This window comes from Rhodococcus sp. IEGM 1318, assembly GCF_033142465.1.
In the GTDB taxonomy this organism is placed as follows: domain Bacteria; phylum Actinomycetota; class Actinomycetes; order Mycobacteriales; family Mycobacteriaceae; genus Rhodococcus_F; species Rhodococcus_F qingshengii_B.
The window spans coordinates 118,076-131,030 of sequence record NZ_JAWLSC010000001.1 but is presented as its reverse complement, the minus strand read 5'-3'; the positions used below and the strand labels follow the sequence as shown (position 1 = coordinate 131,030).

Below are 12,955 nucleotides of genomic sequence, written 5' to 3'. Positions count from 1 at the left end.
GTAACTTGCCTTACGATTGCGCGAATGAGTGTCCTGGTGTGTTTCCACGCCCATCCCGATGACGAAGTTTTCACAACGGGCGGCGTGATGAGAATGGCCGCCGACGCAGGTCACCGCGTCGTAGTCGTCACCGCTACCGACGGTGCTCTCGGTGAATTCCCCGACGGACTGTTGGACGAATACGAGACATTGGCTCAGCGCCGCAGCCGTGAGCTCGAGGCGTCCACCGACGCGTTGGGCGCCAATCGCGTCGTGTCCCTGCACTACCCGGATTCGGGGATGGTGGGTACGCCCGAGAACGAGAATCCGGAAGCGTTCTGCAACGTCGACGTCGAGAAGGCAGCCGAGCGTCTGGCCGAGGTTCTTCGTGAGGAGAACGCCGATGTCCTGACCATCTACGACCCCAACGGCGGATACGGGCACCCGGATCACATCCAGGTTCACCACGTCGGAGTTCGGGCTGCGGAACTCGCGGGCACGCCGTTCGTCTACGAAGCGTCCACCAACCGCGATCACATGAAGATGCTGATGCAGGCCAACCCCGAGTGGACTGAGGAGGCGCAGCCGCCGGATATCGAATCGTTCGGGCTTCCGGCAGACCAACTCACCACCGCCGTCGATGTCAGTTCGGTGATCTCGTCCAAGCGTGCGGCCATGTACGCGCACGCAACGCAGGTCGGCGATTTCGGCCCGTTCCTGGAAATGCCGACGGAGCAACTCGCCGCGGCATTCGGTACCGAGTGGTTCCGTCGCCGAAACGCGCCGGAGGGACTGTCGGAAACCGCCCTTCCCCTCTGAGTCTTCACCTTCGATAAACCGAAGTCCCGACGGAGGTTTCGGCGGCTCGTTACCATCGGTAGGCATGGACCTCGAACAACTTGTCGCGAGCATGCCTTTTGCAGTTCACACCGGAATTCAGTTGGACAGCGCGGCACCCGAACAGGTTGTCGGCCATCTGGATTGGGACAGCCACCGCACCACCGCCGGCAACGGAATGCACGGCGGCGCCTTGATGACGCTGGCAGACAGCGTCGGCGCCGTCTGTGCATTCCTCAATCTTCCGCCCGGGGCAAGTACGTCCACCACCAGTTCGTCGACCGTGTTCACCCGTGGGGTTCGCAAAGGCACGGTCACCGCAACTGCCCGTCCATTGCACGCGGGACGCAGCACCGTCGCGGTCGTGACCGAGATTCGTGACGACGAGGGCCGCCTCGTCGCTCAGGTCACCGCATCACAGGCAGTTCTGGGACCGTGAAGCTTCCCTCGTACCGCGCCTCCGGTGCCACCCTTCCGTTCGGCAATCTGCTTGCCTCCCATGACGTTGCGATGGAAGGTTACTTCTGGCGATTCACGATGCCGGAGACCGGACGGGTGGTGATTGCGCTCGCCGGAATCAACAAGTCCGACGGTGGCAACTGGTCGACGCTCGGTCTCGCGGCGCATCCGGGCGGATTCCTCCGGACCGCCGAGTACCCGGGTGGATCGGCCGATCCCCGCATCCTGGGCGCTCACGCCGACAACGCTTTCTGTGGCAACGCCGATCAACTGCAGGTCGATTTCGGCGACAGCCATCTCGATGTGCGGATCAGTAATCAGCGATTCTGGCCGCACCGCCGCTTCGGCGGATCGAGCTACTTCCAATCTGTTCCCGCGCTCAATCAGTACTGGCATCCGTGGCTTCTCGGCGGCCGGGTCGAGGGAAGCGCCGTCATCGACGGGCACAGCTGGGATCTCACCGGAGCACAGGTGTACGGCGAGAAGAACTGGGGAAAGGGAGGATTCCCGGAATCCTGGTGGTGGGGGCAGGCCCAGGGATTCACCGATCCACGGGCCTGCGTGGCGTTCGCCGGCGGCCAGGTCAGCGCCGGGCCTCTGCGCACCGAAGTCACCGCCGTGGTAGTCGCCTTGCCAGACGGCACGGTGTTGCGGTTGGGCAATCCGCTGACGTCACAGGTGGAGACGACCGTGTCCGACGATCGCTGGACGCTTCGGGGTTACAGCCGAAAGTGGAGCGTCGACATCGACGGGACCGCGCCCATCGCCGACGCGCACGTACTTCCGGTACCCATTCCTGCCGAGCGTCGAAACGTACCCGGAGCGCTCGAGCATCTCGGTGGAACCATGTCGGTTATCGTCCGGCGACGCGGAACCATAGTCTGGAAGGACCGATCACGATTGGCCGCTCTCGAGCACGGCGGATTGGATCGGGCGCAGGCCGAACTCACTCGGAGGGAACAGCTCTCGCAAGATCGATGAGAGCGGATGCCGCCGGGTTCTTGCCGCCCGACGAACGCCAGACCAATTCCAACCGAGATCGAGCTTCAGGCTCGAGATCGATCCGATGCAACTCCCCTACCGCCGACTCGGGAAGCACAGCCATTCCCAGCCCCTGTGCGGCCAACGAAACGATGATGCCGAGGTTGCTTGCCTCGAGCGCAACCGTCGGCTTCGTGCCGGCCGCGGCGCACGCGAAGTCCAGACACGTCCTGATACCGGTTCCCTCCGGAAGACAGATGACCGATCGTATGGCGAGTTCGGCAAACGGCAGAGACGACAACTCGGCCAGCGGATGATCCGCCGCCACTCCGGCCACCAGTCGTTCGTCGGTGATCACCCTCGATTCGAGGCCTTCCGGTAGCTCACCCGCAACCCCGATGACGGCTATGTCGAAGGTTCCGTCCACCACTCCGGCAAGCAGGCTGCGCGAATCGTCCTCGGCAAGCGAAATGTCCAAACCTGGGTGCCTGGTGTGTAGACGACTGAGCAGATCGGTCAGATCGGCGGAAGCGCAGGCGGTGACCATCCCGACCGAAACGGAGCCCCGAACCAGTCCGTTCAGGGCGTCGACAACGTCGCGACTGCTTTGCACGGAAGCAAGTGCAGCGCGGGCGTGTGGGAGGACGGCTCGCCCGGCGTCGGTCAGACGAACGGTTCGACCACTACGATCGAGCAACTCTTGCCCCAGCTCACGTTCCAGTCTTTTGACCTGCGCACTCACACCCGGCTGGGCCACGTGAAGCCGCTCGGCGGCGCGGGTGAAATTGGCTTCCTCCGCTACCGCGACGAAGTATTCGAGCTGCCGAAGTTCCATAACTGTTGATTCTAGCTTTGAGACAAACTAGATCTTGGACTTATCGAAACTGTGCTTGCACGATGGAAGCATGACAACAACACATGAAGTTCAGAGGGCCGCAACCCCCGAAGACATTGCCCGACTCTTCGTCCAGTTCGCGAACGCCGGAAACGCAGACGCTGTCGCCGGACTGTACGAGGAAAACGCTGTGATGGCGTTTCCACCCGGATCCCTCACGATCGGCCGTCAGGCTATCCGCGAAGTGATTTCTCAGATGCTCGCAGCGGCACCGACATTCACCGTCGAAGACGCCCTACCGACCGTGATCAGCGATGACCTCGCCATGACCTCGACCAAACCTTCCGACGGAACCGGCGGACGCACACAGGTGGCGCGCCGCCAGCCCGACGGTTCATGGTTGAGGGTGCTCGATCGACCGGAACTCTGACTGCCTTCTTCGCAGTCAGACGGCCGACGCACGCCGCATGGCCGCCGCCGGGTCGGCGAACAGCGAGCTCAGTGACACGACCGTCGAGGCGTATTCCTGAACGCGATTGCCGAAACCGGTGATACGAATGTCCTTGCGCTCCAAGGAGGATGCCGACGAGAAAGCCTCGGCGACGTGCGGCACGCCGGCCGGGTAGTCGGTGAACGCCTGACCACCGAGGATCACCCGATCCGGGTTGAACAGGTCACGCAACATCGCCACTGTCCGGCCGAGCACGCGCGCCCGGTCGACCAGAAGTTCGTGGGCCGGAATGGAACCCGCCGACGCAGCACGATAGACATCGGCGATCGTGACACGCTCACTGCCCTGGATCACTGCGCCCGAAGACAGCGCCTGCGCGACGACCGCGCGGTCGCTGATCGTCGCTTCCAAGCAACCCACCGCGCCGCAGGTGCACCGCGCCGACGAGCCGGTGGGGAGGTGCGCGATCGAACCGGGCCCGCTGGACGGGGTGTGCACTCGTCCTTCGAAAGTGATTGCGATACCGGCGGTTTCACGGGCGTAGAAGTACAGACCGGTGGTTCCCGGTGTCGGAGCCTCGGCGCGGTCGTTACTGAGCAGAAGTTCCGACGCGGCCATCGCCTCGACGTGTGCGGCAACCGAAACGGGGAGGTCCAAGCCGGCCCCGATGATGGACCCGACCTTGGCGCCCTTCCACCCCAGGCGCGGGTGATCGACTACTCCGGTCGCTGAATCGACGCGACCGCCGATTGCCACGCCGACGGCGAGCGGGCGACGCTTGTGCCACCGTGAGGCAAACGATTTGGCCGACCGCGCAATGGTGGCAAGTGCGACAGCGGAATTGGTGGCGGGCGTCGGAATCTCGACGGCGCCGAGCACCTTGCCACGAATGTCGCTGGCGATGATGCTGGTGACTACGGCACCGATGTGGATGCCGACGGTCAGGTACGGCTCGTGATTGACCTCGAACGGAACCCGCGGACGCCCGATGGCGCCGGAGGCCGTCAGGTCTGCGCGTTCGCGCAGGATCCCGAGGTCCAGCAGGCTCGTGACCTGCCGGTTCACTGTGGCGATGCTCAGTCCTGATGCCTTTGCCGCGGTGTCACGTGAGAGCGGCCCGCGGGATCGAGCAATGCGCAACACCGTCGCGGACGGACCGTCGGCAATGCGCAGTTCGGGCGCAACTATCTGGGTACGGGTCCGGGTTCCCGATAGCGCGGTTCGCGATCGGATGCTCGGAATGGCGGAGATTGTGGGTGTCGACATGGCTGTCCCTTGCAGAAGGAGGAGAAGGCGCATATCTCTGTCGACCGAGAAATCAGCGTTTCCACTGGTCACAAGAAGAAATAGACAGAAAAGGCGCAGAAATTAGCTGCAGAAAGAACGGCGGCGACAACACAGCTCTCGCGCCAGAGGCAGACGCGAACCAAGCGCAGCGGTCACATAGGTGACCCGCAAAGCGGCAGGCTGGTCGGTCGACATGGCTCCAAAAGTAGCAGCTTCAGGGAGATTCACAAATCAGGTGCGGTAACGATCACACTGAACGCAACCCTGTCGGGGCGAAATCTCGCGTGTTTGGGTGGGCACACTCCCCACGAAAGGTGCACCATGTCTACAGCTTTCGCCAAGCCGACCCTCACGAATGCGGCATCAACGAACGGAGCGGCCGTTGACGCCGCTCGCGGCACTGTCACCACCCTCGGCGCGCATATCGGCGCCCGAATCGACGGAATCACTCTCGGCGGGCATCTCGACCCGGCGACGATCTCGCTCATCCGACAGGCACTTCTCGAACACAAGGTGATCTTCTTCCGGGGTCAAGACCACCTCGACAACGATTCGCAGTACGAGTTCGCCCAGCTGCTGGGCACCCCGACCACTGCCCACCCCACGGTGAAGTCGCACGGCGCAAAAGTCCTCCCCATCGATTCGGACCTCGGCAAGGCCAACAGTTGGCACACCGACGTCACCTTCGTCGATCGCATCCCCAAGGCGTCGATCCTGCGCGCGGTGCAGCTACCCGAATACGGCGGTTCCACGACGTGGGCGTCAGGGGTAGCCGCGTACAACGGACTGCCGGATCCGCTCAAGGTGCTCGCGGAGAACCTCTGGGCTCGCCACACGAACGTCTACGACTACGCGGCCACCAGCGCCGAGCGGCTCACCGAAGATCGCACGGCCGCCTACCGCGAAGAGTTCCAGTCCACGTACTTCGAGACGGAACACCCAGTGGTTCGTGTCCACCCCGAAACCGGAGAACGCACGCTCGTCCTCGGACACTTTGTCAAGAACTTCGTCGGGTTGAGCACCGAACAGTCGAACGGTGTATTCAAGCTCCTGCAGGATCACGCCATCAAACTCGAGTACACGACGCGCTGGAACTGGGCGGCCGGTGATGTCGCCATCTGGGACAACCGCGCCACCCAGCACTACGCGATCGCCGACTACGACGATCAGTACCGCCGTCTGGAGCGCATCACACTTGCCGGTGACATTCCGGTCAACATCCACGGGGAACGAAGCAGCAGCATCGCCGGCGACGCTTCCGAATACTCGATTATCGAAGGTGCCTCGACTCTCCCATGACTTCACCGGATTCCGCCCTTCCTCCGCATTCCCGCGGTTGCGAAGGCTTCGAGGGCCGAATCGGCCGCACCGCAGCCGATTCGGCCCCGACTCCCCGATCACTCTGCGCGCCGTCACCTACACACCTGGTCGGATACAAGTACCGCGTCGTCACATCGAATCCATCGAACGGGAAGCAGAGTATGCCGCCGACTAGCCCTACGATTGCTTCATGACCATTTCTTCCGATGCCCGCATCGCCGTAGTCACCGGAGCCAGCTCCGGAATCGGTGAGGCCACCGCCCGCACCCTGGCAGCTCAGGGATTCCACGTCGTTATCGGTGCTCGCCGCGTCGATCGTCTCGAGAAGATCGCCGAGGAGATCGGTGGTACCGCGCTCGAACTCGACGTCACCGACGAGGATTCCGTCGACGCATTTGCCGCCGTGGTCCCCCGTGTCGACGTGTTGGTCAACAACGCGGGTGGCGCGAAGGGCCTGGCGACGGTCCTGGACGCCGATCTGGACGACTGGCGGTGGATGTGGGAGACCAATGTCCTGGGCACGTTGCGTGTGACGAAGGCACTGTTGCCCAAGCTGATCGATTCGGGTGATGGTCTGGTCGTGACCATCACCTCTGTGGCCGCGCTGGAGGCATACGACAACGGCTCGGGTTACACCACCGCCAAGCACGCTCAAGCCGTCCTTCATCGGACATTGCGCGGTGAACTGTTGGGCAAGCCCGTTCGTCTGACCGAAATTGCGCCGGGAGCCGTCGAGACGGAGTTCTCACTCGTCCGGTTCGAAGGCGATCAGGACAAGGCCGACAAGGTGTACGAGGGAATCACACCGTTGGTGGCGCAGGACATCGCCGAGATCATCGGTTTTGTCGCGTCGCGGCCGTCACACGTGAACCTCGATCAGATCATCGTCAAGCCGCGGGATCAGGCAAGCCCCGGTCGGTTCCACCGCACCACCAGCTAGTTCGAATCGCACCGAACAGCTAGAGCCTCGGGCAAATCGACTGACGGAGGACGGAGTCGAGATTGCGTGCAATCTCGGCCTCCGTCACTTCCGCAGAAGCGCCGCGGGCACTCACGGTTTCACCCGCGGCGATGATGTACCGACCGTCACCAGCATAGTCGTACCAGTGAAAAGTTATTCCGTCGTCGGTCGGCCTGCTGTCGACGGCTCCTCCCGGGTATGCGGTGACTTCACCGATCGAGATCCGCTCTCGGCCGAAGAATCTGCTCACTTCCTCGCTCCCGCGCGCACCGGCGGCGCTGCTCAGAAAGCTCTGCCTCCCAGCAGTTTTCGGCCTTTCGATGCTCAGGCCACGCTCCGATCCAGCGGGGCAGGTTGGCAGGTGATCGACGAGCATCTGCGGAATTGCAGATGGGCGTGCCACGGTGAAAACCACGTCGGAGCCACAGTCGACAGTCCTGCCGGGCAGTTGAGTCAGGAGCACACCCAGGTCGCCGGCAACAACACCGTGCAATCGCGTCACCGTACTCATCTTCTGCCCGTGAAAACCGGAAACCTCCACACGAGCATCAGGATTCGCAAGAGCACCGAGAACATGATGCAGCCGATCGTCGAGCACGGCAGCCAGGTGCGCTCCCGCTCGACGTCGTGCCGCTGTCAGCTCGTTCATGGTGTCGGCCGTCGGACGAAACCGCAGCGGGTACGGGAGTCGGTCACGTCCGACCGCTTCCCAGAGAATCTGGAATTCGAGGCCGGTGAATTGCCACTGCTTGGTTGTCATTCGCCCAACACCGCCGGGGAGACCATAGGTAGGTCGCCGATCAGGGCGTTGCCGTTCTCGACCGTGACGAGGTAGCCCGGGGTGTCGTGAACGTTGTCTTCGCCTTGTCCTTGTCCGCGTCCCGGTGCCATGCCGCCGACGCCACCCATCGCGCCCCGACCGCTCTGCGCGCCCGTTGGCGAGGTACCGCCGGTTCCGTTGACGCCCCCACGCCCACCATTGGCGAGGCCGCCCACGCCGCCAGGGCCGAGAGCGCCACCTCCGGTGCCGCCTGGCCCGAAGCCGCCGGTACCGATTCCACCTGCGGAGCCACCACCCGATCCGCTACCCATGAGGCCTGAAGGCAATCCGGAACCGAGTTGAGCGCCATTCGGAGTTGCACCTGCCAGGCCACCTGGCGCTGCACCGGCCGGCAGCGCGCCGGCATGTGCCGCGGTAGTCTCGGCCGGGCCGGAATCGTGTGCGCCCCGGGCTGCATCGGCGCCCGAATTCCCTTGGGCGTCAACACCACTACGGTTGTCACCATTTCCGGAATTGGGGACTAAAGGGTTCTGACCGGAACCGTCTCCGGCCTGATGTGCACCGGCGAGGTGTCCACCGTCCGACCCTTCAACCGCTCCGTCTCCTGATGTGAACGGCATGCCGGATCCTTTCCCCGAGCCCGAAGTGTTCCCGCCGCCGGAACCACCGCCACCGAATGCGCCGCCCCCAGACCCTCCACTGCCAGCCCCTCCACTGCCGGTGACCGGATTGAACGCGGCCGGGAGAATCGGCACCTGGTCGTCCGCGCGCTTCATGTACGGCAGATACATGTCCTTCATCACCTGGCGCGCTTGACGTTCGGCTTCTTCCGCTTCGTATTGGGCCTGCTTCCACGTCGCTCCGGGAACCAAGCTGAGAAACCTCTCGACCGTCGAGGCGCCGTCGGGTGCCGGAATCGAGCGTTTGGCCTCGTCGAGTGCGATCTTTGCCTCCTCGATCTTGTTCGAGATCAGATCGACGCGCACCTTCAGCTCACCCGCATCTGCCGAGTAGGCCAGCACAGCTTCCAACGCAGCCGAGCCGCCCCGCCCCTGCCAGCCTTCGGTGATCGCGCCGTTCACATCGTTCTGGAACTTCCCGATGCCGGCTTCCACCCGGCCGGCAATAGCTTTCCACGCCTCGCCGATTGCACGCAGGGTTGCCGGATCCATCTCATTGACGTGATCGAAGATTTCGGAGTGCGACATCGCATCGAAAGGATCGTCGTCCACGATTGCGTGTTCGCTGTACTCCAGTGACGAGGTCTGGGCGGTGAGAGCATCGCGCTCACCCCAGGCTCGTGCGCGCTCTGCATCGGCGACAGCAGTGGCAGCAGCCATCTCGCCGTCGAACGCGCCGCGGTCGTCGGTCACGGATTGAACCAGAGCAGATGTAGCGATTGCGCTCGCGACAGGAATACCGACAACTGGCAATGCCGCCACGCCGGAAGGGACGGCCCGCGTCGCTTCGGAAATTCTGCCCAGCATGTCTTCCAGAAATGGAATGCCCACTGCCGTCCCCCTGACGTCGAAACCTCCGTCAGACTCCCCCGAGCCGACAGCACTTACCTGTACTGACGCAAGCAACGCCCGGATGGTTCCGCTCGTCGACGGATTTCTCGGTTCACAGAAGTCGAGATCTATGCCAGTGCAGACATCGACTTCCAGGTCGGCAAATCGATCGCCCAGTCGTAGATGTCGCCGTCCGCAGCGGACAGGTCGATCGACGTGCCGGTCACCTCGACGGGGTCACCGTAGAGGGCCGTTCCGAAGTACTCCTGTGCGTCGGACGTCGACAGGTTGATGCAACCGTTCGTGACGTTAGACGAGCCCTGCACCCCGGTGGTTTCAGGATTGGCGTGGATGAATTCGCCGTTGTTGGAGATGCGCACCGCCCAACGCTCGCGCACGTTCTCGTAGAACGGCGGGTTGGACATCATGAAGTCCTCGTACTTCTCGGTCACCATGTGAATGCCACTGCGCGTGACATTTCGGGGTTCGTTGCCCTCGCCGTAACTGACGGGAATGTCCATGATCGTCTGGCCGTCGCGCACCACCTGCATGCGGTGGCTCGGTGCATTCGCCTTCACGATCTGGCTGCGACCGATCGTGAAATCGAGCGTGAGATCCTGATCGCCGTAGGCGCCACCGCCGTAGTTCAAGCCGTAGAGCTTGGCATCCAGATGGACAGTCGTTCCTGGCACCCAGTAATCGGCCGGGCGCCAATGGGCCCGAGATCCGCCGTTGTCGTCAGCCAACCAAGCCCACGATCCGGCGGTGGGCGGCACTGTGGTCACGACAAGTGCCTTCTCGACGGCCGCCTTGTCGACGACGGAGTTGTCGAACTGCAAGGTGATCGGTGCCGCGATGCCAACTTCTTGGCCGTCGGCGATGTTGAGGGTGGCGCCGGTGGTCGACTCCGGGGCAACCGTCGTAAAGCTCCCTTGGACTGGCACGGATTTACCGTCGGTTCCGGTTGCCGAGCCCGACCACGAATACGTGGTGCTGTAGCCGAGTGCCTCACTGACGGTGAACGTCGTCTTGTCGGGCGAGAGTTGTCCGGCGACGGCCTTACCGGCCGCGTTGCTGAGATTGACGTCGGACAGTGTTCCCTGGGTCACCGCTACCGAGACGGGCGCGACCGGGCTGACGTCTTTGGTACCCGGTGCCGGCGTCGACACCACGGTCACAACAGGTGCTGGTTCGGCGGCCGCCGCACCGCCTTGTCCGTCCTTGCCACCGATCGTGCAGCCGACGGCGGCCACCATCACAGCAAGCAATACAGCTACCAACGCAACAAGACGCGAACGACTTCTCCGACCACCCAGCTCATGCACTTCAACAGGCTACCTGCGGGCTCCGTCAGGAATCAGATGGTGAAGCCCACAGTTACCGGTTCCGGTTCCAGGCGGACGCCGAACGCGGCTTCGACGCCGTCGCGAACCGTCCGCGCGAGCGAGACCACATCCGCGCTCGTTGCCGACCCTCTGTTGGTCAACGCCAAGGTGTGTTTCGTCGACAGCCTGGCCGGTGCATCTTCACCGGGATAACCCTTGGAGAATCCGGCCCGTTCGATCAACCATCCGGCCGAGAGCTTGGTTCCACCACTGCCCGGGAACTGCGGCACGGTGACGTCTCCGAGCTGTTCGGTTATTGCTCCGAGCACAGCGGGCAGCTTGTCGTCCGGCACCACGGGGTTGGTGAAGAAGGAACCCGCGCTCCAAGTGTCGTGGTCGTACGGATCGAGGACCATCGCCTTGCCTGTCCGGAGTCCCAGAACTGCCTCACGGACCTGCGACGCAGGCAACCGCGCACCTTCTTCTGCCCCCAGCGCGGTGAACAGTTCGCGGTACGCGAGCGGGGCGCTCAGTCCGTCGGTCGACGCGTCGAATTCGACGGCGAGAACCACTGCTGCATCGGAATGCTTGAGAACGCTCGACCGGTAACCCAACTCGAGTTTCGACGGTTCGACCCACGACACTTCGCCGCTGCGTCGGTCGAGCAATTGAACCTGCCGAAGCCGCGAGCCCACCTCGACACCGTACGCGCCGACGTTCTGCACCGGCGTCGCACCGGTCGAGCCCGGAATCCCGGACAGGCATTCGAGGCCGCCCAGTTCCGCGGCGACGGATTGGCCGACTACTTCGTCCCACACTGCGCCCGCTTCGGCAATGACGCGGTCCGTGTCGAGGCTCACGGTGGTGTTGGCCACACGAACGACAACTCCGTCGAATCCCGCGTCTGAGATCACGAGATTCGATCCGCCGGCGAGAATCAGCGTCGGGATCTGCTCGCGATCGAGCAGCGTCACGACGTCGATCAACGACTGCGTCGTCGGGCATTCTGCGAGCAGCCGCGCCGGTCCTCCGATTCGGAGCGTCGTCAATCCCGACAAGTCAACGTTCTCGGACACGAAAGCGCCTGATTCCACGACGCGTCTGCCAATGGTTACGTCCCACACATCGATAAACGGTAGCCTCCACAATCGTGAGCCGTCGCATCGAGCATTCGTCGAAGTACACAGTCCCCGCCGAGAAGGTCCATGAGGCGGTGACCTCCGAGCAGTACTGGCGCGACCGAATCGTCGCTGTCGGTGGTCCCGGCGCGGCGATCGAAGAGCTGACCGTTCGCGACGAGACCGTCGCGGTCACGATGTCGCAGATCATCGCTGCCGAGCATCTCCCGAGCATGGTGTCGAAGGTCGTCAACGGCGACATCGTCATCAAGCGCAGTGAGACGATGGCTCCTTTCAAGGACGGCAAGGCCACTGGCACCTTCTCCGCCCACGTCGACGGTGTTCCCGCCCGTATCGAGGGCACGCAGGTCCTGACTGGTGACGAGAACTCCGCCACTCTCGAGATCGAGGGTGAGGTCGAGGTCAAGATCCCGTTCCTCGGCGGAAAGATCGAAAGCGCGATCGTCGACGAGGTTGTCCGGCTCATCCAGGCCGAACAGGACTTCACCCGGGAGTGGATCGCTAAGTAAAATCCTGCGGGCGGCGATAGTTGTGGATACGGCCAATTTGGCTTGTCACAGCGCGTAACAGGTATTCTTTCCGATCATGGCTCGCCGCATCGACTACTCCGCCCGCTATCAGCACTCCCCCGAGCAGGTCTACGCGGCACTGGCGGACCGCTCGTACTGGGAGGCCCGCGTCGAGGAGATGCGCAAGCATTCCGAGAACCATGTGGAACATTTCGAGGTCACCGATTCCGGAATCGATCTCGTGCTGCACCACATTCTCCCGCGCACCGATTTGCCGGACATTGCTCAGACGGTGATGAAGAAGGATCTGGTCATCACGCGCAAGGAGTCGTACGGCGCCTTCGGTGACACCGTGACCGGAACGTACGAAGCGTCCATCCCGGCCGGGCCGGGGAATCTGTCCGGAACCATGGAATTGTTCGCGACCGATACCGGGTCCACGCTGCGAACCACGTCCGAGGCCAAGGTCTTCATACCGTTCATCGGCGCGAAGTTGGAACAGCTCATGCTCATCAACCTCGTCGATCTTTTCCGCACCGAAGCTCAGGTCACGGCGACCTGGCTCGCCGCACGCTGAAGC

14 protein-coding genes are annotated in these 12,955 nt (G+C 63.2%); 8 read left to right on the top strand and 6 right to left on the bottom strand.

Going from position 1 to position 12,955, the window contains the following annotated elements; genetic code table 11:
* Nucleotides 1-24 precede the first annotated feature (24 nt).
* The 3 genes from R4P65_RS00635 to R4P65_RS00625 all read left to right on the top strand — a co-directional run bounded on the left by R4P65_RS00635 (nucleotide 25) and on the right by R4P65_RS00625 (nucleotide 2,256).
* Complete coding sequence (locus R4P65_RS00635; RefSeq protein ID WP_019744397.1) at nucleotides 25-798, top strand: PIG-L family deacetylase; 774 nt, start codon at nucleotides 25-27, stop codon at nucleotides 796-798.
* A 64-nt stretch (nucleotides 799-862) separates the two neighbouring features.
* On the top strand, nucleotides 863-1,255 hold the full coding sequence (locus tag R4P65_RS00630; protein ID WP_003942017.1) for a PaaI family thioesterase: 393 nt from the start codon (nucleotides 863-865) through the stop codon (nucleotides 1,253-1,255).
* The gene (locus R4P65_RS00625) at nucleotides 1,252-2,256 is read left to right on the top strand and encodes a tocopherol cyclase family protein (RefSeq protein ID WP_317825106.1); all 1,005 of its coding nucleotides are present in this window, start codon (nucleotides 1,252-1,254) and stop codon (nucleotides 2,254-2,256) included. The genes R4P65_RS00630 and R4P65_RS00625 overlap by 4 nt, the downstream gene beginning before the upstream one ends.
* On the opposite strand, the gene R4P65_RS00620 is transcribed toward R4P65_RS00625, so the two are convergent.
* Nucleotides 2,222-3,091, bottom strand: coding sequence for a LysR family transcriptional regulator (locus tag R4P65_RS00620; RefSeq protein WP_317825105.1), 870 nt, complete (start codon nucleotides 3,089-3,091; stop codon nucleotides 2,222-2,224). The two genes, R4P65_RS00625 and R4P65_RS00620, sit on opposite strands and share 35 nt — an antisense overlap.
* Before the next feature lie 70 nt (nucleotides 3,092-3,161).
* Between R4P65_RS00620 and R4P65_RS00615 the strand changes: the two genes are divergently transcribed.
* A complete protein-coding gene (locus R4P65_RS00615) occupies nucleotides 3,162-3,521 on the top strand; it encodes a YybH family protein (protein ID WP_230816916.1) in 360 nt (119 codons plus the stop codon).
* A gap of 15 nt (nucleotides 3,522-3,536) precedes the next feature.
* Here the strand turns inward: R4P65_RS00615 and R4P65_RS00610 are convergent, their stop codons facing one another.
* Nucleotides 3,537-4,808: an ROK family protein gene (locus tag R4P65_RS00610; protein ID WP_317825104.1), complete on the bottom strand. Its 1,272-nt coding sequence runs from the start codon at nucleotides 4,806-4,808 to the stop codon at nucleotides 3,537-3,539.
* Between the two features lie 342 nt (nucleotides 4,809-5,150).
* On the opposite strand from R4P65_RS00610, the gene R4P65_RS00605 reads away from it, so the two are divergent.
* Together R4P65_RS00605 and R4P65_RS00600 are read left to right on the top strand one after the other, a co-directional pair.
* The gene (locus R4P65_RS00605; protein WP_317825103.1) at nucleotides 5,151-6,128 is read left to right on the top strand and encodes a TauD/TfdA family dioxygenase; all 978 of its coding nucleotides are present in this window, start codon (nucleotides 5,151-5,153) and stop codon (nucleotides 6,126-6,128) included.
* 211 nt (nucleotides 6,129-6,339) lie between these two features.
* The gene (locus R4P65_RS00600) at nucleotides 6,340-7,089 is read left to right on the top strand and encodes an SDR family NAD(P)-dependent oxidoreductase (RefSeq protein WP_003942076.1); all 750 of its coding nucleotides are present in this window, start codon (nucleotides 6,340-6,342) and stop codon (nucleotides 7,087-7,089) included.
* A gap of 19 nt (nucleotides 7,090-7,108) precedes the next feature.
* Here the strand turns inward: R4P65_RS00600 and R4P65_RS00595 are convergent, their stop codons facing one another.
* The 4 genes from R4P65_RS00595 to R4P65_RS00580 all read right to left on the bottom strand — a co-directional run bounded on the left by R4P65_RS00595 (nucleotide 7,109) and on the right by R4P65_RS00580 (nucleotide 11,803).
* A complete protein-coding gene (locus tag R4P65_RS00595) occupies nucleotides 7,109-7,870 on the bottom strand; it encodes an ESX secretion-associated protein EspG (RefSeq protein WP_317825102.1) in 762 nt (253 codons plus the stop codon).
* Nucleotides 7,867-9,402 carry a hypothetical protein gene (locus R4P65_RS00590; protein WP_317825101.1) on the bottom strand — a complete coding sequence of 512 codons (1,536 nt, stop codon included), beginning with the start codon at nucleotides 9,400-9,402 and terminating at the stop codon, nucleotides 7,867-7,869. The genes R4P65_RS00595 and R4P65_RS00590 overlap by 4 nt, the downstream gene beginning before the upstream one ends.
* A gap of 128 nt (nucleotides 9,403-9,530) precedes the next feature.
* Complete coding sequence (locus R4P65_RS00585; RefSeq protein WP_317825100.1) at nucleotides 9,531-10,727, bottom strand: Ig-like domain-containing protein; 1,197 nt, start codon at nucleotides 10,725-10,727, stop codon at nucleotides 9,531-9,533.
* Between the two features lie 32 nt (nucleotides 10,728-10,759).
* Nucleotides 10,760-11,803, bottom strand: a complete 1,044-nt coding sequence (locus R4P65_RS00580; protein ID WP_317825099.1) for a UDP-N-acetylmuramate dehydrogenase — start codon at nucleotides 11,801-11,803, stop codon at nucleotides 10,760-10,762.
* Between the two features lie 74 nt (nucleotides 11,804-11,877).
* Here R4P65_RS00580 and R4P65_RS00575 point away from each other — a divergent pair, with 74 nt between their 5' ends.
* Both R4P65_RS00575 and R4P65_RS00570 read left to right on the top strand, forming a co-directional pair.
* Nucleotides 11,878-12,375 (top strand): DUF2505 domain-containing protein, encoded by a 498-nt coding sequence (locus tag R4P65_RS00575; protein WP_019744408.1) that lies wholly within the window; start codon nucleotides 11,878-11,880, stop codon nucleotides 12,373-12,375.
* 76 nt (nucleotides 12,376-12,451) lie between these two features.
* A complete protein-coding gene (locus tag R4P65_RS00570) occupies nucleotides 12,452-12,952 on the top strand; it encodes a DUF2505 domain-containing protein (RefSeq protein WP_019744409.1) in 501 nt (166 codons plus the stop codon).
* Nucleotides 12,953-12,955 lie beyond the last annotated feature (3 nt).